This is a genomic window from Micromonospora sp. KLBMP9576, assembly GCF_050941805.1.
Lineage (GTDB): Bacteria > Actinomycetota > Actinomycetes > Mycobacteriales > Micromonosporaceae > Micromonospora.
Genome location: NZ_CP194567.1, coordinates 4,629,557 through 4,649,597, shown reverse-complemented (window position 1 = coordinate 4,649,597; position 20,041 = coordinate 4,629,557). Strand labels below are relative to the sequence as shown.

Genomic DNA, 20,041 nt, shown 5'->3' with positions numbered 1-20,041 from the left:
CGACATGGAGCTGCTGCTGGCCACGGGGGGAACCGCGAGGACGCCGATGCCCGCACCGGTCATGTACGGGTTCTTCCTCCTACTCATCCTCGCGCTGGTCGTCATCATGATCCTGCGCAGCCGGCGGTAGCCCGGCAGCCGGTGGTGTGGCGGGCCGTCAGCCCAGGCGGGCCAGGACGCGCTCGGCGGAGCCCGGGCGGCCGAAGTGCCAGCCCTGGCCGGCGTCGCAGCCGATCGCCCGCAGCCGCTCGGCCTGCCCGGCGGTCTCCACACCCTCGGCGGTGACGGTCAGGTCCAGCGCGTGCGCCAACGAGACCAGCGAGGCGAGGATCCGCTCGTCCGCGCGGGCCTCCGGCGCCCGCAACCCGGTCACGAACTGCCCGGCCACCTTCAGCTCGGTCACCGGCAGGTCCCGCAGGTACGCCAGGTTGCAGTAGCCGGTGCCGAAGTCGTCGATGGCGATCCGGACGCCGAGGTCGGCGAGCGTCCGCAGCGCCCGCACGGGCTCCTCGATGGTGCTCATCATGGTGCTCTCGGTGATCTCCAACTGGAGCCGGTGCGGCGCCAACCCGGTGTGCCGCAGCAGCGCGCGCACCTCCTGGACGAGCCCGGCACGATGCACCTGCCGCACGGCCAGGTTGACGCTGACGAACGGGGGCGGCCCGTCGCCGGCGGCCCAGCTCGCCGCCTGCCGGCAGGCCTCGGCCAGCACCCACCCGCCGAGCGGGATGATCAGCCCGGTCTCCTCCGCCAGCGGGATGAAGCTGTCGGGTTGCAGGACGCCCAGCTCCGGGTGCCGCCAGCGCACCAGGGCCTCCAGGCCGAGCAGCCGCCCGTCGCGCAGCGAGGTCAGCGGCTGGAAGTCCAGGTAGAACTCGCCCCGCTCCAGCGCCGCCGGGATGGCCGCGCAGAGCGCGTACCGGGCCAGGTTCCGGCGGTCCCGGTCGGTGTCGTAGAGCGACCAGCGGGCCCCACCGGCGGTCTTCGCCCAGTGCAGCGTGCTGTCGGCCGCCCGCATGAGGTCACCGGGGGAGGTGCCGGCGGCCTCCCGCTCCACGATGCCGATGCTCGCCGACACGCACAGCTCGTGCCCGTCCACCAGCACCGGCTCGCCTACCGCCGCGAGCGCGGCCTCGGCCACGGCGACGGCGTCGGCGGTGCCGGTGGTGCCCTCCACCAGGACGACGAACTCGTCCCCGCCGAGCCGGGCGACCAGGTGCCCGTCGAGGGCCCGGCGGAGCCGGTCCGCGACGGCCACCAGCAGCCCGTCGCCGACCTGGTGCCCGTGCGAGTCGTTGACCACCTTGAACCGGTCGAGGTCGAGGAAGCAGACGCCGAGGCGCGCGCCCGCGGTGCCGGAGTCGATGGCGGCGCTGAGGCGCTCCGTCAACAGCGTGCGGTTGGGCAGGTCGGTCAGCGGGTCGTGGGTGGCCTGGTGGCGGAAGCGGGCCTCGCTGGTGCGCAGCGCCTGCTCCGCCTCCGCGCGGGCGGTCATGGCGGCCCGGCGGATCGTCTCCTGCTCGTCGAGCGTGCGGTCGCGCAGCGCACGGGCGTAGCCGGTGGTCACGGCGGCCAGCAGCCGGGCCAGCCGGTCCTCGACCTCCTCGGCGACCAGCCCGAGGTCGCGGATCAGCCGCAGTTGGAAGACCTCGACCGTACGACCCAGCGCCTCGGCCGACGCGATGTGCGCGGCGACCAGCTCGGTGCCGACCCGGTGCCCGACCCGCAGGTCGATGGGCTCGGCCAGCAGCGCCCCGGCGAGCTGCTCGGTGAGGCGTTGCAGCAGCACCTCGAGCTGGGCCTGGGTCATCGGCAGGTAGCTGGTGCCGGAGACGGCCCGGGCCCACGCCCGGGCGAAGGTCCCCGGGCGGTTCGGGCGCGCCCCGGTGGCGCCGGCCGGGGCGACGGTGACCGCCCCGGGCGGCTCATCCACCGAGTAGTCCGACGCCGCCGATGAAGGCCGCCCGCTCGGCGTCCTCGGTGCTGTCGGGGGACTCCGGGCGCCACCGCGGCACCCAGACCACGCCCGGGTCGACCAGTTCGAAGCCGTCGAAGAGGGCGGTCAGCTCGTCGTGACTGCGGATCCACAGCGGATTGTCGGTGCGTCGGTAGACCCGCTCGGCGTCGGCCCGCTCGTCGTCGCCGCGCCCGTCGCCGCTGGCCTGCGACAGCACCAGGTAGCTGCCCGGCGCCAGCGCCTCGCGCAGCGTCCGCAGCAGGTCGGCGGGCCGGTCGTCGTCCGACACGAAGTGCAGCACCGCCACGATCATCACGGCGATCGGCTGGTCGAAGTCGAGCAGTCGGCGGACCTCGGGGTGGGCGACGATGCGCTCGGGGTGCCGCAGGTCCTCCTGCACCACCACGGCGTGGTCGTTGCCATCCAGGATCTCCCGGCTGTGGGCGACCGCCACCGGGTCCACGTCGACGTAGACCACCCGGGCGTCGGGGGCCTCGCGCTGGGCGATCTCGTGCACGTTGCCGACGGTGGGGATGCCCGAGCCGATGTCGAGGAACTGCCGGACACCGGCGTCGAGGAGGAACTGCACCGCGCGACGGAGGAACGCCCGGTTGGCCTGCGCCATCAGCGGGGCCTCCGGCACCGCCGCCACCATCGCCTGGGCGGTCGCCCGGTCGACGGCGAAGTTGTGTGAGCCGCCGAGGTAGTAGTCGTACATGCGGGCCACGCTGGGGCGTTCGATGTCGATCTCGTCGGGTGCCCAGTCCGGCCGCTGCATGCGTTCACTCCTCCTGTCGGCGTGCGGACGCCACCGCCCGCGCCGGTATTCTGCCGGCTGATCGCCGGGGAGACCATAGCGCGCCGTGCCGTACACCGCCGCCGTCGATCGGATCGACGACGACAGGTCCGTGCCCGCCGGGCGGGCACGGACCTGTCGGTGCTACGTCGTCGGCCTCCGGCCGCGGCGGGTCAGAACTTCGGGGCGTCCGGCGCCTCGAGCAGACCGAGCCGCAGCGCGGTCATCAGCGCCTGGGCCCGGTTGGCCGCGCCCAGCTTCTCGTAGAGCTTCGAGATGTGGGTCTTGGCGGTGGACTCGCTGACGAAGAGCTGCTTGGCGATGCCGGCCACGCTCATCCCGTCGGCGAGCAGCCGCAGCACCTGACCCTCGCGGGGGGAGAGCTGCGGCCCGGACGGGGCCAGCCGGCGCTTCATCGCCTCGGCCAGATCGGCGGCGGTGAAGGCGCTGGGCGAGGAGGCGGCGTGCCGGGCGGCGGCGACGACCTCGTCGGCCGGCGCGGTCTTCGGCACGAAGGCGCTGGCCCCGGCCTCCAGGGCGCCGAAGAGCTGGTCGTCGCCCGCGTACATGGTGAGCACGACGATGCCCATCGAGGCGCTGGACTTGCGCAGCGCCCGGGTGGCCTCCAGGCCACTGCCGTCGGGCAGCCGGAGATCCATGATCACCACGTCCGGCTGAAGCGCACCGGCCTGGCGTACGCCCTCCGCCGCGGTGGCTGCCTCACCGACGACCTCGAACTGCCGGTCACGCTCGAACGCGTGCCGCAGGCCCTTGCGGATCAGGTCGTGGTCGTCGACAAGGAGGACCTTGGTGCGGGTGGCCGGTGTCGGACTTGTGGTCATCCTCGGGTTACTCCCCTTCTGCTGCCGCTACGCTACCGCGCACGTTATCGCGCCGGGGCGATGAGCCGAGCACCACCGCGACGGTCGTGCCGCTCGGTTGCCTCGGCCTGATCTCCAACCGGCCCCGGATACGTTCCGCCCTCTCGGCCATGATCGCAAGGCCGTAGTGCCCGTCGGAGCGCTGGTCAGCGATCCCCTGACCGTCATCCGACACTTCAATTTGCGCGTACGGGGGGTCGACCGCACAGGTGACCCAGAGATTCGACGCGCCCGCGTGCTTGCGCGCGTTGGTGACCGCCTCCTGGGCGATGCGCAGCAACTCGGCCTCGGTGGCGGCGGGCAGCCGGGCGGTGGTCTCGTCCAGGGACAGGTGCACCCGCAGCCCGCCGGAGGCGCCGACCGTGCGGGCGTACTCGGCGATCGCGGCGGTCAGGCCGCCGTGCCGGTCGACCTCGCTGCGCAGCTCGAACAGGCTCAGCCGCAGCTCGGTGATCACCCGGGTCACCTCGCCGCGCAGCGTGCGCAGCGCCTCGGCGGTCTCCTTCGGGTCCTCGTCGATGTACGCCAGCGCGTTGTCGATGCCGTAGCCGACCATCACCAGTTCCTGCGCCACCCCGTCGTGGATCTCCCGGGCCAGACGCTGCCGCTCCTCGTTGGTGGCCAGCGAGCGGACCTCGTCGAAGAGCAGCGCCGCCTCCAGCCGCAGCGCGGCCGGGCGGGTCAGCCCGGTCACCCGGGACACCACCGGCGGCGGGTACGCCTGCGCCACGTCCGCCTCCAACACCACCAGGCCGACCGTGCGCACCCCGGCCACCAGCGGCACGATCAGGGCGGAGACGTCTCCGCCGCGGTGCGAGCGGGCCTGCGACCGGGCGGCGGTGTGCGGCTGCTGGGTGGCCCACGCGTCGGCGATGGCCGAGTCCGCGTCCAGGGTCGTCTCCCAGTCGACCCGGTCCACGCCCACCTGGGCGAGCACCACCAGCCGACCGCCGCCGCTCGCCGACAGCACGGCCGCCCGGTCGGCGCGGGCCACCGTGCGCAGTTCCTCCAGCAGGTGCTCGGAGATGCCGCCCGGGTCCAGGGTGGCGCCGGGCAGTTGCCGGGCCACCGTGCGCAGTTGGGTGAGCAGGCGGGTCGCCTCGGCGTACGGCTGGGGTTTGCCCTCGTTGCGGACCTGCATCACCCGGTGCAGGCCGATCGCGGCGGCGAGCCCGAGCCCGGCCAGGATCAGCCACTGGGCGCAGACCGCGAGGTAGCCGGGTTGGGCGAGCTGCCGGTCGCCGTCGACAGCGGTGAGCGCGCCGGCCACCAGCAGGGTGGCCGCGGCGACCGCCAGCAGGGCGACGCCCTCGCGGAACCGGCGGCGCAGCGCGGTGACGGTCACCGGGACGGCCAGGTAGGGCAGCACCGCCGAGGCGCCCAGCCCGGCGACGTCGCCGCCGATGGTGGCCACGGCGGCCACCTGGCTGGCGGCCAGCCCCAGCACCAGCACCTCGGCGACCCGGCTGAGCGGGCCGACCAGCCGGTGTTCGGGCGCCAGCAGGGCCGGCAGCCCGGCGACCGCCAGCAGCGCGACCCACCAGAGCTGGCCGGGGTCGTGCGTGGCGAAGAGCGTCAGGACGGCGACGAGGGCCAGCATGACCACGCGCGCGGCGGCGGCGAGGGGATGCGACGGGGGCCGGGGAGGCATCGAGGCGGGCACGTGACGGATGGTAGTCAGCCCCGGTAGATCTCGGCGATGTCCGCCGCGTACGTCTTGTGGACGACCTGCCGCTTGACCTTCAGCGACGGGGTCAACTCGCCGGTGGCCTCGGTGAAGTCGTGGGGCAGGATCCGGAAGACCTTGATCGCCTCGGCCTTGGAGACCGCCCGGTTCGCGGCGTCGACCGCGCCCTGGATCTCGGCGCGCAGCCCCTCGTGGTCGCGCAGCTTCTCGACGGGGGTGTCCGCGGGCAGGCCGGCCGAGTCGAGCCAGCGCGGCAGCGCCTCCTCGTCGACGGTGACCAGGGCGGCGATGAACGGCGCCCGGTCGCCGACCACGACACACTGGCTGACCAGCGGGTGGGCCCGGACCTCGTCCTCGAGCACGGCCGGGGCGACGTTCTTGCCGCCGGCCGTCACGATGATCTCCTTCTTCCGGCCGGTGATGCTCAGGAAGCCGTCGTCGTCGAGCTGGCCGAGGTCGCCGGTGCGGAACCAGCCGTCCGGGCTGAGCGCCTCGGCGGTGGCCTCCTCGTTGCGCCAGTACCCCTGGAAGATCAGGTCGCCGGCGATCAGGATCTCGCCGTCGTCGTCGATGCGGACGGTGACGCCGGGCAGCGGGCGGCCGACCGTGCCGATCCGGGTGGCGTCGGGCAGGTTCGCGGCGGCGGCCGGGGAGGTCTCGGTCAGGCCGTAGCCCTCGCACACCGTCACGCCGATGCCCCGGAAGAAGTGGCCCAGCCGGGCGCCGAGCGGGGCGCCGCCGGAGATGGCGTCGCGGCACCGGCCGCCGAGCGCCGCGCGCAGCTTGCGGTAGACCAGCTTGTCGAAGAGCACGTGCTGGGCGCGCAGCACCAGCCCGGGACCGCCCGGGGTCTCCAGCGCCTCGCTGTAGGCGACGGCGACCTGCTCCGCGCGGGCGAAGATCCCGCCCTTGCCCTCGGCCTCGGCCTTCTGCTTGGCGCCGTTGTAGACCTTCTCGAACACCCGGGGGACCGACAGGACGAAGGTGGGCCGGAAGTCCTGCAGCTCCGCCACCAGGTTCTTGCTGTCCGGGCAGTGCCGCATGGTGGCCCGCGCCTGCACCACGCCGATCTGGATGAGCCGGGCGAAGGCGTGCGCCAGCGGCAGGAAGAGCAGGGTCGTGGCACCCGGCCGGAACAGGTTCGGCAGCACCGGCACGGCGTTGGCGATGTCGGCGTACATGTTCCGGTGGGTCAGCACGCAGCCCTTGGGACGGCCGGTCGTGCCGCTGGTGTAGATGATCGTGGCGACGTCGTCGGCCCGCCGGGCGGCCCGCCGCCGGTCGACCTCCGCCGGGTCGACGGACTCGCCGGAGCGGACGAGCTGGTCCACGGCGTCGAGGTCGAGCTGCCAGACGTGGCGCAGGTCGGGCAGCCGGTCCCGGACGCCGGAGACGAGGGCGGCGTGTGCGGTGCTCTCCACCACGCAGGCCACCGCGCCGGAGTCGGAGAGGATCCAGGCGGCCTGTTCGGCGCTGGAGGTCTCGTAGATCGGCACGGTGACCGCGCCGGCCGCCCAGATGGCGTAGTCCAGCAGGGTCCACTCGTAGCGGGTGCGGCTCATCAGGCCGACCCGGTCGCCGGGCTGCACGCCGGCGGCGACGAGGCCCCGGGCGGCGGCGACGACCTCGTCGCGGAACTGCCGGCAGGTGACGTCGGCCCAGGTGCCGCCCGTGCCGGTGGGCCGGACGAACTGGACCTCGTCGGGGGCGACCTGGGCGTTGTCCCAGACCGGATCGGTGAGGTTGGCCGCGTCGCCGACGGTGACGATCGGCGGGACGGAGAACTCGCGCACCTGCACTCCCTCGTGCTCGCACTGGCCGGGCGGGCCGGCCACCGCGGGTCGGCTGCGTCGAAACCTACCCGCCCGGGCGACGGGAGCGAAAACGCAGGTCGCCCCGGCCGCCGGCGGGTCACCGTCACGCCCCGCCCGCAGGGCGCCGGGGGCGGGCGTGACGGCCTGCCGGGGGCGGGGCGTCGCGCGGTGCCGGGTAGCCTCGCCCCATGGCGGACACCTCCACCCAGTCGATCATCATCGGCGCGTCACCGGAGCGGGTGGCGGCGGTCATCTGCGACTTCCCGAGCTACCCGCGGTGGACCGAGGCGATGCGGCGGGCGGAGGTGATCGAGGAGTACGAGGACGGCTACGCCAGCCAGGTCCGGTTCACCATCGACGCCGGCGTGCTGGCCGACGAGTACGTGCTGGCCTACGAGTACGCCGAGGATCTCTCCCGCATCGAGTGGCACCTGGTGGCGCCCTCGAAGATGCAGAAGTTCCAGCGCGGGTCGTACGACCTGGCGGGCAACCCCGACGGTAGTACGACGGTGACGTACACCCTGGCGGTCGAGCTTTCCGTCGGGATGCTCGGCATGTTCCGCCGCAAGGCCGAAAAAATGATCATGGATACGGCGTTGAAGCAGCTCAAGCTCCGGGTAGAAGCACCCGGTGCGGCGCAGTGACGCGGCCGGCGGCAGGTTAGGGGAGCCGACGATGGATGCGACGGATCCGGGTTCGGCCCGGGAAGAGGCGGAACGGCTGGTCGCCACGGCGCTGGCCGCCGCCCGGCTGGCCGCGGCCGGGGCGAAGGCCGGCCAGTGGGGTCCGCTCGGTGGGATCGTGTCGGGTGTCCTCAGTCACAGCGACGGCCCCGGTGGGGCGTCCGCGGGCGGGTTCGCCACCGGTACGGCCGAGTGCTGCGTCTGCCCGGTCTGTCGGGGCATCGCCGCCCTGCGCGACCCGAGTCCCGAATTCGCCGAGCGCCTCGCCACCGGCGCCGGCGACCTGGCGGCCGGGGTGGCGAGCCTGCTGCGCGCCTTCGCCCCGCCCGGGCCCTCCGCCGACTCCACCGCGGCACCGGCGGCGGACCCGGCCCCCGGTGACGCGGACGACCACGTGTGGCGCGAGGCCACCCGTAGCGGGCATGATTCTCAGCCGGCACCGGAGCGGGACGTCTGGTCGGCCGCCACCCGGGCGGAGGACCAGCCGGCCGCGCCCACCGTGCCGCCCGTCGACGCCGCCGGGCCGGCCGCTGCGGTGACCGTCCGGACGTCGCCCGACGGACCCGTGCTCCCCGCGTCCCGGGCCCCCGGTGACGCGGGCGGGCGACCCGCGGGCGACGGGGCCTGACCACCGCACGTCCCGACCACGCACCGGTCCCGTACCGGCGCCGGTGCGGGCAGCACAGCAGAGGGGAGTGGCAGCGGTGACGCTGACCATCGGAGTCGACGTGGGTGGCACGAAGGTGGCCGGCGGTGTCGTGGACGACACCGGTGCCGTGCTCGTGCAGGCCCGCCGGGAGACCCCCGCCGACGACGTCGCCAAGACCCGCGACGTCATCATCGAACTGGTCGCCGAGCTGTCCACCGGGCGCCGGATCGAGGCGGTCGGCGTCGGCGCCGCCGGTTGGATCGACGCCGGCCGCTCGACCGTGCTGTTCGCCCCGAACCTCGCCTGGCGTGACGAGCCGCTGCGCGACTACGTGAGCGCCGCGACCGGACTGCCGGTGATCGTGGAGAACGACGGCAACGTGGCCGCCTGGGCGGAGTTCCGCCACGGCGCCGCCCGCGACGCCGACGACTCCATGGTCATGTTCACCATCGGCACCGGCGTCGGCGGCGGCATCGTGCTCGGCGGCGAACTGCTGCGCGGCGCCAACGGCATCGCGGCCGAACTGGGTCACATGCTGACCGTGCCGGACGGCCACCAGTGCGGCTGCGGCCGGCTCGGGTGCATCGAGCAGTACGCCAGCGGCAGTGCCCTGGTGCGCTTCGCCCGCGCCGCCGCCCGGCAGGAGCCGCAGCGCGCCGCCGCCCTGCTGGAACTGGCCGGCGGTGACGCCGAGGCGGTCACGGGGCACATGGTCACCGCCGCCGCGCAGGCCGGCGACCCGGTCTCCGTCGAGGCCTTCGCCCAGGTCGGGCGCTGGCTCGGCACCAGCCTCGCCGACATGGCGCAGATCCTCGACCCGCAGGTGCTCGTCGTCGGCGGCGGCGTGATCGACGCCGGTGACCTGCTGCTCGGCCCGACCCGCCGGTCGTTCGCCGACGCCCTCGCCCAGCGCAGTCGCCTCCCGGTCGCCGAGATCCGCCCGGCCGAACTGGGCAACACCGCCGGCGTCATCGGCGCCGCCGACCTGGCCCGCCGGATCTGAGAGGTTAGACCGTGACGCAGACCCCCGGCGTGCCCCTGCGCGTCGTGTCGTACAACATCCACAGCCAGCGCGACGACACGGCCGCGCTGGCGGCGGTCGTCCGCGACGTGCGGCCGGACGTGGTGGTCGTGCAGGAGGGCCCACGCCGGTTCCGGTGGCGGCAGAAGTCGGCGGCGCTGGCCGAGTCGTTCGGCCTGGTGGTGGCCGCCGGCGGGTTGCCGTCGTTGGGCAACCTGCTGTTGACCAGCCTGCGGGTGCGGGTGGTGACCGAGAGGTGCCAGCGCTTTCCGCTCACCCCCGGCCGGCACCTGCGCGGCGCGGCGTACGCCGACTGCGTGGTCGCCGGCGCGGCCCGGTTCACCCTGGCCGGGTCGCACCTGTCCACCGATCCGGCCGAGCGGCCCGCCCAGGCGGCACTGCTCAAGAGCGAGCTGGACGCCGCCGCCGGGCCGGTGATCGCCGCCGCCGACCTCAACGAGGGGCCGGACGGGGCGGCCTGGGCCACCGTGGCGCGCGGGTTGACCGACGCCGCCGTGGCGGCGGACCGGGCCGACCGGCTCACCTACTCCTGCGCGGACCCCCGGCGGCGCATCGACGCCCTCTTCGTCGACCCGCGGATCACGGTGGTCGACTACGACGTGGTGGACACCCCGCAGACCCGCCGCGCCAGCGACCACTTCCCGGTCCTGGTCGACCTGCTGCTGCCCGCCGCCGACTGACCGTCCGCCGCGTCCGGGGCTGGACAACGCGCGCCGTTGTGGGGAGGATGCTGCGCGACCCGGCACTCGTTGCCGCACAAAAGGAGATCCCGGTGTCCACCTCCACCGACCACGGCCAGCCCGACCCGGAGGCGAGCACGCCCTCCCTGACCCGCGACGGTCGGCCGGTCTCCGACCGGGGCGACACCGTCTGCGTCGTCGGTGCCGGGCCCAGCGGTCTCACGGCCATCAAGAACCTCAAGGAACACGGCTTCGGCGTCGACTGCTACGAGCGGGAGACCGGCGTCGGCGGCGCCTGGAACTGGCGGCACGACCGCAGCCCGGTGTACGCGAGCACGCACCTGATCTCGTCCCGCCCGTTCACCCAGTTCCCCGACTTCCCGATGCCGGACGACTGGCCGGACTACCCGCACCACAGTCGGCTGCTGTCGTACTTCGAGCGGTACGCCGACCACTTCGACCTGCGCGGGCACGTGTGGTTCGGCACCGAGGTCGTCCGGGTGGAGCCGGTGGCGGGCGACCGGTGGGACGTGACGACCCGCAGCACCGGCGGCTACGGCCCGGAACGCACCTCCCGCTACGCGGCGGTGGTGGTCGCCAACGGCCACAACTGGTCGCCGAAGCTGCCTCGCTACGAGGGGCTGGAGGAGTTCCGGGGCGAGGTCATGCACGCCTCGTCGTACAAGGACCCGGCGCAGTTGCGCGGCAAGCGGGTGCTGGTGGTGGGCGCCGGCAACACCGGTTGCGACATCGCCGTCGAGGCCGCCCAGCAGGCGTCGCGCTGCTGGCACTCCACCCGCCGGGGTTACTGGTATGCCCCGAAGTACGTCCTCGGCCGCCCCGCCGACCAGGTCAACGACACGCTGCTGGCGCTGCGGGTGCCGCTGCGGGTGCGCCAGTGGCTCTACCACTGGACGCTGCGGCTGACCGTCGGCGACCTGACCCGCTTCGGCCTGCCGAAGCCCGACCACCGGGTCTACGAGACGCACCCGATCGCCAACAGCCAGCTCGTCTACTACGTGGGCCACGGCGAGATCGCCCCGGTGCCGGACGTGGCCCGCTTCCACCCGTACGCCGTCGAGCTGTCCGACGGCCGGGAGATCGACCCGGAGGTGGTCGTCTTCGCCACCGGCTACCTGCCGCGCTTCGAGTTCCTCGACCCGTCGGTGCTCGGCGACGACGGGGGGCAGGGCCGGCCCCGGCTCTGGCTGAACGCTTTCGTCCCGGAGCGGCCCACGCTGACCGTGGCCGGGCTGGTGCAGCCGGACTCGGGCCTGTTTCCCCTGTCGCACTGGCAGACGGTGCTCTTCGCCCGGCTGCTGCGGCTGCGGGTCACCCGTCCGGACCGGGCGGCGGCCTTCGCCGCCCGGGTAGCGGCGAAGGCGGGGGAGCGCTACGCCGGCCCCGTCAAGGACAGCAGCCGGCACTGGTTCGAGGTGGGCCACGCCGACTACCTGCGCGCCGTGCAGCGCGCGCTGCACGACCTGGAGGGTTCCCGGTGAGCGCGAGGAGTGCAGCGCAGCGGAGCCCCGCAGTCGCGAGCGAAAGGCCGGACCGGTGAGCGCGAGGAGTGCAGCGCAGCGGAGCCCCGCAGTCGCGAGCGAAAGGCCGGACCGGTGAGCGCGAGGAGTGCAGCGCAGCGGAGCCCCGCAGTCGCGAGCGAAAGGCCAGAACAGTGAGTCAGGTGCGGATCATGCGGGGGCGGGAGTGGGCGCGCCCCGTGCGTCCGGTCCGGCGTGAGGTGCTCAGCGCGGCCCCGGGGGCGGAACAGGGGCGTCCGCCGTTGCTCTTCGTGCCGGGCTTCGGGCACGGCGCGTGGGCGTTCGCCGAGCACTGGCTGGGCCACGCCGCGTCGCGGGGCTTCCCCGCGTACGCGGTGAGCCTGCGCGGGCACGGCGACAGTGGCCCGGCGCCGGAGGCGACGCTGCGCGCGTACGCCCACGACGTGACCCAGGTGGCGGCGGGCCTGCCGCGGCAGGCGGTGCTGGTGGGGCACGGTGCCGGGGCCCTCGTGGTGGCCCACGCGCTCGCCCGCTATCCGGCCCGTGCCGCGGTGCTGGTCGCGCCGGTGCTCGGCGGCTGGGCGACGTTCGGCGCGGCGCTGCGCCGCAATCCGGTCGGCACGCTGCCGGCGGTGTTCGGCGGGCCGCTGCGGCTGCACCGCCGCCAGTTGTTCAGCCGGGAGCTGCCCGAGGCCGAGGCCCGGCGCTACGCGGACCGGCTGGGCCGGGCCGGCCGGCGGGCCCAGTGGCAGCTACTGACCGGTGGGGTGGCCGAGCCGGCGGTGGGCGACCCGCCGGTGCTGGTACTGGGCAGCCCCGACGACCGGGTCGTCCCGACGGCGGCGCTCACCCGGGCGGCCCGGCGGTACGGTTCGGCGCCGCTGCTCTTTCCCGGCATGGGTCACGACATGATGCTCGACGCGCGGTGGCGGGAGCCGGTCGACGCGCTGCTCGACTGGCTGGAGAAGGAGCCGGCCCCCGCCGGGCGCTGAGCACCCCCGCGCTCGGGCGCGGGTCGCTTTCGCGCTCCGGCGCGGGTCGCTTTCGCGGGGCCGGTGGCGCCGCGCCGGTTCGGCCGTCAGCCGGCGGCGCCCAGCCGGGTCAGCAGCGAGCCGCTGTCGTCGAGGGCGGCGAGGTAGGAACGGGCCCACGCCCGGATGTCGTGCCGGTGCAGGTGCGCCCGCATGGTTCGCATCCGTGCGCCGAGGTCGTCGGGGCCCGCCCGCAGCGCCGACAGCAGCCCCTGCTTGAGCCCCTCCAGGTCGTGCGGGTTGACCAGGTACGCCTGCGGCAGTTCGGCGGCGGCGCCGGCGAACTCGCTGAGCAGCAGCGCGCCCGTGTCGTCGACCCGGGCGGCGACGTACTCCTTGGCGACGAGGTTCATGCCGTCGCGCAGGGGCGTCACCGCCATCACGTCGGCGACCCGGTAGAGCGCGGCCAGTTCGGTGCGGTCGAACGGCTGGGTGAGGTAGTGGATGGCCGGCTCGCCGACCCGGCCGAACTCGCCGTTGATCCGCCCGACCTCGCGTTCGACCCGTTCGCGCAGGATCTGGTACTGCCCGACCCGTTCGCGGCTGGGCACCGCCACCTGCACGAGCACGGTGTCGCGCACCTTGACGTGCCCGCTGGCGATCAGCTCGCTGTACGCCTTGAGCCGCTGCTCGATGCCCTTCGTGTAGTCCATCCGGTCGACGCTGAGGATCACCTGCTCGGGATCGCCGAGGTCGCGGCGCAGCCGGACGGCCCGCTCGGCCACGTCGGGCCGGGCGGCGAGCGCCTCCATCTCGGCGGTGTCGATGGAGACGGGGAAGGCGCCGATGCGGACCTCCCGGTCGTCGACGGTGATCCGCCGGTCCGTGGCGGGAACGTCGAGCACCTTCGCCACCAGTTGGGCGAAGTTGTGCGCGGCCTGGGAACGCTGGAAGCCGATCAGGTCGGCGCCGAGCATCCCGCGCAGCAGCTCGGCGCGGCGCGGGAGCTGCATGAACAGCTCGGGCGGCGGGAACGGCACGTGCAGGAAGAAGCCGATCCGCAGGTCCGGCCGCAGCGCCCGGAGCAGGCCGGGCACCAGTTGCAGGTGGTAGTCCTGCACCCAGACCATCGCGCCGGGCTCGGCCACGTCGGCCGTGGCCTCGGCGAACCGCTGGTTGACCCGCTGGTAGGCCTCCCACCAGCGCCGATGGTATTCCGGTTGCTCCACCGAGTCGTGGTAGAGCGGCCAGAGGGTGGCGTTGGCGAAGCCCTCGTAGTGGTCGCGCAGGTCGTCGGTGCTCAGCGGCACGGTCTGCATCCGCACGCCGTCGACGTCGGGCAGGGCGGGCGCCGGGCCGGTGCCGCCGGCCCACCCGACCCAGGTCGCCGGGGTGTGCCGCAGCAGCGAATGCAGGGCGCTGACCAGGCCGCCGGGGCTGCGACGCCATTCGCAGGCGCCGTCGGGCGCCACACTGTCGTCTATGGGCAGGCGGTTGGCAACCACCACGAGGGAACTCTGTCGCATCTCGGGCATTCCGATCAGCAGGGGAGCGACCGCCGCAGCGGAGGAACAACCGGGCAGTCAGCGAGGGATGTGACGGACAGCGGTATTCCTACTGACAGTAAGTTACACCAGTGTTGCGTCCCGGGCATGGGCGCCCGCCGTCCCGGGATGCGGGCGGGACGTGCCGTCGGGCGGGGACGGTCAGACGACCGCGCCGTCGTCCGGGTCGCGATCGTCGTCGCCGCCGGGGCGCAGCCGCCAGATCAGCGCGACGAAGCCGGCCAGGATGCCGGCGAAGCCGAACAGGTTGACCAGCGAGGGATCGGCCACCGGGAAGACCGAGGGGAACAGGAAGAGCACGAAGCCGAGGACGATGGCGAGCACGCCGACGACCGCGTACTTCGAGAAGCGCGGCAGGGGCGGGGGTGGCGGCGGGGTGTAGCGCTCGTCCTCCGACGCGTCGTCGGGCAGGTCCGCGCCGAAGGTGTCCAGCCCGTCGAGCAGTGACGGCTCGTCCTGCGGGCCCCGGGAGACGGAGACGCCCGAGACGTCCGCCGCGTAGGGCAGCCGACGCACGTCGGTGGCCGTCGGCCCGGCGGGCTCGTCGGGCGTGCCGATGGCCACCTGGCCGCCGGCCGGCCCGCGCGTGTCGTCCACGTCCTCGGCGGCGGGCCACGGGTGGTCACCGCCGCGCGGCGTGGTGGTGTGGAAACCGGCGACGATGCGGGCCCACTCGGCCTCGATATCCGGTTCGTCGGGGCGCGCCGGCTCGGTCGCCGTCTCGTCGGCGAGCTGGGTGAGGTAGTCCCGCGCCGTCACCAGGTGCGAGCGGTCGACGTAGAGCCGGTCGACGGGGCGGGACGGCACGGTGGTGGTGCGGGTGATCGGGTTGAGGTCGGCCGAGGGCTGGAGGTAGGCGGCGATCCCACCGGCGGCCAGGACGTCGAGCAGGTGCTCGCCGACGCGCGGATCCACGTCGCCGGCCACGGCGTACTCGCTCGCGTCGAGCCCGTTGTCCCGCCGTCCCCGGCGGGCACCACCCGCTGACACCCGGAAATCCTCCTCATCACGCGCCCGCGGCGCGTCGCCTGAGCCCCCTCGGCGCCGAGCCGCGCGCCGTGCCTTGAATCGTGACACGTCCGGGGCCCGTTCCGGGAGTGCCTTGTGGCGCGGCGTACGAAGTCAGGAGCCCTCCCGCAGGTCGCGGCGGCGGATTTTGTCCGTTTTTGCTGAGTGTTTTTCAACGGAGCCGATCGCCGAACGGCGCCGCCGGGACGCCACCGCGCCCCGGCCCCGCCGTTCGGCGTCCGCGGCGCAGGTGCGGGGCTCCCGCGGCCCGCCGGACGTTGTGCCGTGCGGCGTCCGGTTCGTAGGCTCAGGCCACGATCGGCCCCGCGCCGACCGCGGCGCCGCCGCGACGACCTTCGGAAAGGACGCCGGTGCTGTACTGGCTGATGAAGTACGTCCTCCTCGGCCCGCTGCTGAGGCTGGTCTTCCGCCCGCAGGTCGAGGGGCTGCACCACCTGCCCGACACCGGCCCGGTCATCCTCGCCAGCAACCACCTCTCCTTCTCCGACTCGATCTTCACGCCGCTGGTGGTGCGGCGGCGCGTCACGTTCATCGCCAAGGCCGAATACTTCACGGGCAAGGGCGTCAAGGGCTGGCTGACGAAGATGTTCTTCGTGGGCTCCGGCACCATCCCGGTCGACCGCTCGGGCGGCCGGGCCGCGAGGGCGGCGCTGGACACCCAGCTCAGCGTGCTGCGCGGCGGCGGCATCGCCGGCATCTATCCCGAGGGCACCAGATCCCCGGACGGGCGGCTCTACCGGGGCAAGACCGGTGTCGCCCGGCTGGCCCTGGACAGCGGCGCCCTGGTGGTCCCGACGGCCATGCTCAACGCCGACGAGATCCAGCCGCCCGGCAAGCTGATCCCCAAGATCGCCCGGGTGCGGATCCGGTTCGGCCCGCCGCTGGACTTCTCGCGCTACGCAGCCATGGTCGGTGACCGGTTCGTCGAGCGCGCGGTGACCGACGAGATCATGTACGAGCTGATGGAGCTCTCCGGCCGCGAGTACGTCGACACCTACGCCCAGCAGGCCAAGAACGCGCCCGCCGCCCCGGCCCCCCGCCAACCGGTCCCCGCCTGAGCACCCGCCCCCGCCGGTGTCAGCAGACCAGGGCCGGGCCGGCCGGGCTCTTCGGCGGGCGGGGCAGGTCGAGCAGGGCGGGGGCGTTGTTGCGCAGCGCGAAGGCGCGCAGCTCGGCCAGCTCCGCGCGGCCGGCCGTCGGCTCGCCGGCCCGCTCCAGCTCCACGGCCGCGAAGGTGAGCGCCAACATCCGGTCGGTCACGTCCGGGATGCCGGCGTAGATCTCGGCGCCGGCCAGGTGCAGCTCGGCGGCCCGGCGGTGATCGCCGTCCGCGGCGGCCAGCGCACCGGTCACGGTCCGCAGCGCCGCCTCCGACCAGGGCGTACGGTGGCCCACCGCGTCCAGCATCGCGCGCACCCGGGCGGCCGCGTCCCGCCCGGCGAGGCTGGCCGCGTACCCGGCCGCCGCGATCCACTCGCCGCTGGCCAGGGCGGGCACGGCCGACCAGGAGGTGACCAGCTCGTCGATCAGCGCTGCCGCCTCCGCGCGGCGGCCCTGCAACGCCCGGCAGAGCGCGCCCATCCCCAGCATGGTCCAGTGCGGCCGGTGGAATCCGCTGCGCCGGGCGGCGTCGAGTGCCGCCGCCACGTCGTCGCTGAACGTGGCGGCGGCGTCGTCGTCGGAGTGCGAGCGCGCCGGCGGCACCCGCCCGCCGCGCAGCACCAGCAGACACGCGCGCAGGCCCCGCACCTGCATGTCCCAGCTCCCCGTCGGGGTGTCCACGAACGCCTCGGCGGCGGCGAGCAGCCGGTCGAAGTCGCCCTCGAACCAGGCGCGCATCGCCTCCGCCGAATAGCTGGTGGTCAGCGTCTGCCCGCTGGCCTTGCGCGCCGGCAACGACGAGAGCAGCGCCTTCGAGCGCAGCCAGTCGCCCTCCTCGCAGACGGCGTAGACGAGGTTCTGGATGGCCCGTGGCAGGGCGATCAGCCGGTTGGCGCGGCTGAGCTCCACGATCGCGTGCAGATCGTCCAGGCCGGAGCGGTCACCCGCCTGGTAACGGGCGACGGCCGAGGTGATCCGGGCGTTGGTGTGGGTCTCGGTGAGGCCCAGCCGCTCGCCGATCTCCACCGCCCGTTCGGCGGCGGCGACCGCCGGGTCGCGCTCGTAGTTGAGCATGTGCAGCCGGCCCAGCTCGGCGTAGGCGTCGGCCTTCTGAGGGCTGTCCGGCAGCGGGGCGAAGAGCTGGACGGCCCGGCCCAGGCAGGCCAGGGCGGCGGCCCGGTCGGCACGCAGCCACGCGGCCTGGCCGAGCAGCGTCCAGGCGCGCGCCGCGCAGGCGTCGTCGCCCTGTGCCAGCAGCCGCTCGGCGAGCGCCTGCACCTGCTCGGGGCCGCCCCGGGACAGGAAGGCGTTGCCGTCACGGTAGAAGGAGATCTCCGTGCTGAGCAGCTCGAGCTGGGCCCGGCCGAGCGGGTCGGAGTCGTCGGCGAGCCCCAGCGCCCGGTCCGCGTGGCCCGCCGCCACGTCGAGGCTGTGCAGCGCGTACGCCCGGCGGGCCGCCCGGTGCAGCGCGGCCCGGGCGGCGGCGGCGAACCGGCCGTCCTCCAGGCCCAGCGTCCGGGCGATCTGGTGCGCGGCCCACCGGTGGTGGGCCAGCACCTCCGCCAGGTCGGTGTCGCGGCTCTGCGAGAGCATGTCCAGCCACTGTGCCGTGCGCTCGTGGCGTGCCACCCGCTCGGTGCGGGGCAGCCGCTGATAGCAGACGTCGCGCACCAGCACGTGCCGGAACCGGTACTCCGGCTGCCCGGCCATTGTCGAATCGGCCTGCTCGTGCACGAAGTCACGCTGCTCCAGCCGGCGCAGCGCGCGCTCGACCGACTCGACGGACTGCCCGAGGGCGGCGGCCACGGCCGCCGGCCAGAACTGCACGCCGACCACGGCGGCGGCCAGCAGCACCGTGCGTTCCTTGGCGTCGAGCAGGTCGATGCGGTTGGCGATGACGGCGTGCACGCCCTCCGGCATCGGCAGGTCGAGGTGTTTCTCCAGTGACCAGCCCAGCCCGGACTGGCGCAGCGCGCCCTGCTCGATCAGCATCCGCACGTACTCGTGGGCGTAGAGCGGGTTGCCGCCGGCCACCTCGATCAGCGGGGTGAGCATGTCGGCGGAGAAGGCCGCCCGGCCGAACATGTGGGCGTAGAGCGCGGCGATGCCCGTGTCGCGCAGCGGGGGCAGGGTGATGGTCGCCGAGCCCGTGATCGTGCCCGCCCAGCTCGGGTCCCGGTCGACGAGTTCCGGCCGGGCGGTGCAGAGCAGCAGCAGGGGCACGTCCCGGGCTGCGGTGCCGAGCAGTTCCACGAAGCGCAGCATGGCGTCGTCGGCCCAGTGCAGGTCCTCGAAGACCAGCACGGTCGGTCGGCGCGCGGCCAGCGCCAGCAGGAACCGCCGCCACGCCGACTCGGTCTCCTCGGCCGGCAGCGCGGTCCCCGCCAGGCCCACCAGCGGTCGCAGGGCGTCCACCAGGCGCTGCCGCTCGCCGGGGCCGACCAGCTCGTCGACGGCCGAGGCGAGCCGCTGGGCGGCGCTGGACGCGGGGTCGGTGTCCAGGATGCCGGCCTCGGACTTGACGATGTCGGCCAGCGCGGCGAACGTCACGTTCTCGCCGAACGGCGGGCACCGCCCGATCCGCCAGGTCAGCGGCTCGTCGACCAGCTGTTCGGTGTGCCGGTACAGCTCCCGGACCAGGCGGCTCTTGCCCAGCCCGGCCCGGCCGAAGACGGTGACGACCTGCGGGCGCCGGTCGCGCAGCGACCGGTGCAGGGCGTTGACCAGCATGCCCAGCTCGTGTTCCCGGTCGATCAGAGGCGTGACGTCCGGCTGCCGGTCGGTGGGTTGGCGGCGGACGGGGGACAGGGCCAGCCACACCTCGGTCGTCGTCGAGCGCCCGCGCAGGGTGACCGGCGGTTGTTCCGAGTAGCGGATCGCCTCCCGGGTGAGGGCGTGCGTCATGCCGCAGACCAGCACCCCGCCGGGCGGGGCGACGGACTGCATCCGGGAGGCCGTGTTGACCACGTCGCCGGCGACGATCGCCTGGCCACCGTCGCGGGCGGCGGCCACGTCGACCAGCGCTTCGCCGGTGGCGACCCCGACCCGGAAGCGCAGCGCGTCCGAGCCGGTGGGGGTGAAGCGGGTCAGCACCCGTTGCAGTTCCAGGCCGGCCCGCACGCAGCGCAGCGCGTCCGTCTCGGTCGCCACCGGGGCGCCGAACAGGGCCATCACCGCGTCGCCGATGTATTTCTCCACCACCCCGCCGTACTGCCCCACCACCCGGCGGGCGGCCGAGAAGAACCCGGTCTGCATGCCGCGGACCTGCTCCGGGTCGGCCCGCTCGACGTACGGGGTGAAGTCGATCAGGTCGACGAAGAGCACGCTGACCCGGCGGCGGTCCTCCTGCGGGACGGGCTGGCGCCCGGCCCCCGGCCGGGCCGCCCCACAGGAGGTGCAGAAGGCCACGTCCCGGGCGAGCGGGTGCAGGCAGTGCGCGCAGACCGCGCCCAGTTCGTTGCCGCAGCCGCCGCAGAAGCGGTCGCCGGTGGCGGCCGTGCGTCCACAGCGGTCACACTGCGTGGCGATGACACCCTCCACTGGCGGTCCTCCCGGTGCCTGGAGCGGCACCGTCGCGGTGTCAGTATCGCCGTCTGCGCTGCTGTCGGGTACCGGGCTGTTGGTTTGTGGACAGTCCACCGGCCGGCCCTGCCGTTACAGTCAGGCGGCTGAATTTCGACGCTC

The 20,041-nt window shown here is 74.3% G+C and carries 16 protein-coding genes; 8 read left to right on the top strand and 8 right to left on the bottom strand.

Features of this window, described 5'->3' with window-relative positions:
* Positions 1–4 precede the first annotated feature (4 nt).
* Complete coding sequence (locus ACQ452_RS20300) at positions 5–130, top strand: hypothetical protein (protein ID WP_433386700.1); 126 nt, start codon at positions 5–7, stop codon at positions 128–130.
* 27 nt (positions 131–157) lie between these two features.
* Here the strand turns inward: ACQ452_RS20300 and ACQ452_RS20295 are convergent, their stop codons facing one another.
* From ACQ452_RS20295 to ACQ452_RS20275, 5 genes are all read right to left on the bottom strand, one after another.
* Positions 158–1,810, bottom strand: coding sequence for a putative bifunctional diguanylate cyclase/phosphodiesterase (locus tag ACQ452_RS20295; RefSeq protein ID WP_433394275.1), 1,653 nt, complete (start codon positions 1,808–1,810; stop codon positions 158–160).
* 115 nt (positions 1,811–1,925) lie between these two features.
* Positions 1,926–2,735: an SAM-dependent methyltransferase gene (locus ACQ452_RS20290; RefSeq protein WP_433386699.1), complete on the bottom strand. Its 810-nt coding sequence runs from the start codon at positions 2,733–2,735 to the stop codon at positions 1,926–1,928.
* Positions 2,736–2,926: 191 nt separating this feature from the next.
* Positions 2,927–3,595: a response regulator transcription factor gene (locus tag ACQ452_RS20285; protein ID WP_007072219.1), complete on the bottom strand. Its 669-nt coding sequence runs from the start codon at positions 3,593–3,595 to the stop codon at positions 2,927–2,929.
* Between the two features lie 7 nt (positions 3,596–3,602).
* Complete coding sequence (locus tag ACQ452_RS20280; RefSeq protein ID WP_433394273.1) at positions 3,603–5,285, bottom strand: sensor histidine kinase; 1,683 nt, start codon at positions 5,283–5,285, stop codon at positions 3,603–3,605.
* Positions 5,286–5,311: 26 nt separating this feature from the next.
* The gene (locus tag ACQ452_RS20275; RefSeq protein ID WP_433386698.1) at positions 5,312–7,114 is read right to left on the bottom strand and encodes an AMP-dependent synthetase/ligase; all 1,803 of its coding nucleotides are present in this window, start codon (positions 7,112–7,114) and stop codon (positions 5,312–5,314) included.
* A gap of 209 nt (positions 7,115–7,323) precedes the next feature.
* Between ACQ452_RS20275 and ACQ452_RS20270 the strand changes: the two genes are divergently transcribed.
* The 6 genes from ACQ452_RS20270 to ACQ452_RS20245 all read left to right on the top strand — a co-directional run bounded on the left by ACQ452_RS20270 (position 7,324) and on the right by ACQ452_RS20245 (position 12,683).
* Positions 7,324–7,779 (top strand): SRPBCC family protein, encoded by a 456-nt coding sequence (locus tag ACQ452_RS20270; RefSeq protein ID WP_433386697.1) that lies wholly within the window; start codon positions 7,324–7,326, stop codon positions 7,777–7,779.
* Positions 7,780–7,810: 31 nt separating this feature from the next.
* Positions 7,811–8,446: a hypothetical protein gene (locus ACQ452_RS20265; protein WP_433386696.1), complete on the top strand. Its 636-nt coding sequence runs from the start codon at positions 7,811–7,813 to the stop codon at positions 8,444–8,446.
* Between the two features lie 76 nt (positions 8,447–8,522).
* The gene (locus tag ACQ452_RS20260) at positions 8,523–9,470 is read left to right on the top strand and encodes an ROK family glucokinase (RefSeq protein ID WP_433386695.1); all 948 of its coding nucleotides are present in this window, start codon (positions 8,523–8,525) and stop codon (positions 9,468–9,470) included.
* A gap of 11 nt (positions 9,471–9,481) precedes the next feature.
* Complete coding sequence (locus ACQ452_RS20255; RefSeq protein ID WP_433386694.1) at positions 9,482–10,189, top strand: endonuclease/exonuclease/phosphatase family protein; 708 nt, start codon at positions 9,482–9,484, stop codon at positions 10,187–10,189.
* Between the two features lie 92 nt (positions 10,190–10,281).
* Positions 10,282–11,691 carry a flavin-containing monooxygenase gene (locus ACQ452_RS20250; RefSeq protein WP_433386693.1) on the top strand — a complete coding sequence of 470 codons (1,410 nt, stop codon included), beginning with the start codon at positions 10,282–10,284 and terminating at the stop codon, positions 11,689–11,691.
* A gap of 191 nt (positions 11,692–11,882) precedes the next feature.
* On the top strand, positions 11,883–12,683 hold the full coding sequence (locus ACQ452_RS20245; protein ID WP_433386692.1) for an alpha/beta hydrolase: 801 nt from the start codon (positions 11,883–11,885) through the stop codon (positions 12,681–12,683).
* Positions 12,684–12,769: 86 nt separating this feature from the next.
* Here ACQ452_RS20245 and ACQ452_RS20240 read toward each other — a convergent pair whose 3' ends face one another.
* Both ACQ452_RS20240 and ACQ452_RS20235 read right to left on the bottom strand, forming a co-directional pair.
* Positions 12,770–14,188 (bottom strand): alpha,alpha-trehalose-phosphate synthase (UDP-forming), encoded by a 1,419-nt coding sequence (locus ACQ452_RS20240; RefSeq protein ID WP_433386691.1) that lies wholly within the window; start codon positions 14,186–14,188, stop codon positions 12,770–12,772.
* A gap of 180 nt (positions 14,189–14,368) precedes the next feature.
* Complete coding sequence (locus ACQ452_RS20235) at positions 14,369–15,217, bottom strand: DUF308 domain-containing protein (protein WP_433386690.1); 849 nt, start codon at positions 15,215–15,217, stop codon at positions 14,369–14,371.
* Between the two features lie 389 nt (positions 15,218–15,606).
* Here ACQ452_RS20235 and ACQ452_RS20230 point away from each other — a divergent pair, with 389 nt between their 5' ends.
* Positions 15,607–16,314: a lysophospholipid acyltransferase family protein gene (locus ACQ452_RS20230; protein WP_433386689.1), complete on the top strand. Its 708-nt coding sequence runs from the start codon at positions 15,607–15,609 to the stop codon at positions 16,312–16,314.
* Between the two features lie 19 nt (positions 16,315–16,333).
* On the opposite strand, the gene ACQ452_RS20225 is transcribed toward ACQ452_RS20230, so the two are convergent.
* On the bottom strand, positions 16,334–19,897 hold the full coding sequence (locus ACQ452_RS20225) for an ATP-binding protein (RefSeq protein ID WP_433386688.1): 3,564 nt from the start codon (positions 19,895–19,897) through the stop codon (positions 16,334–16,336).
* Positions 19,898–20,041: the final 144 nt, after the last annotated feature.

Excerpts from the sequence above, each read along its gene's own strand:
- ACQ452_RS20300 (WP_433386700.1), top strand. The coding sequence starts at position 5 with ATGGAGCTGCTGCTGGCCACGGGGGGAACCGCGAGGACGCCGATGCCC.
- ACQ452_RS20295 (WP_433394275.1), bottom strand. The coding sequence starts at position 1,810 with ATGACCCAGGCCCAGCTCGAGGTGCTGCTGCAACGCCTCACCGAGCAG.
- ACQ452_RS20290 (WP_433386699.1), bottom strand. The coding sequence starts at position 2,735 with ATGCAGCGGCCGGACTGGGCACCCGACGAGATCGACATCGAACGCCCC.
- ACQ452_RS20285 (WP_007072219.1), bottom strand. The coding sequence starts at position 3,595 with ATGACCACAAGTCCGACACCGGCCACCCGCACCAAGGTCCTCCTTGTC.
- ACQ452_RS20280 (WP_433394273.1), bottom strand. The coding sequence starts at position 5,285 with ATGCCTCCCCGGCCCCCGTCGCATCCCCTCGCCGCCGCCGCGCGCGTG.
- ACQ452_RS20270 (WP_433386697.1), top strand. The coding sequence starts at position 7,324 with ATGGCGGACACCTCCACCCAGTCGATCATCATCGGCGCGTCACCGGAG.
- ACQ452_RS20265 (WP_433386696.1), top strand. The coding sequence starts at position 7,811 with ATGGATGCGACGGATCCGGGTTCGGCCCGGGAAGAGGCGGAACGGCTG.
- ACQ452_RS20245 (WP_433386692.1), top strand. The coding sequence starts at position 11,883 with ATGCGGGGGCGGGAGTGGGCGCGCCCCGTGCGTCCGGTCCGGCGTGAG.
- ACQ452_RS20240 (WP_433386691.1), bottom strand. The coding sequence starts at position 14,188 with ATGCGACAGAGTTCCCTCGTGGTGGTTGCCAACCGCCTGCCCATAGAC.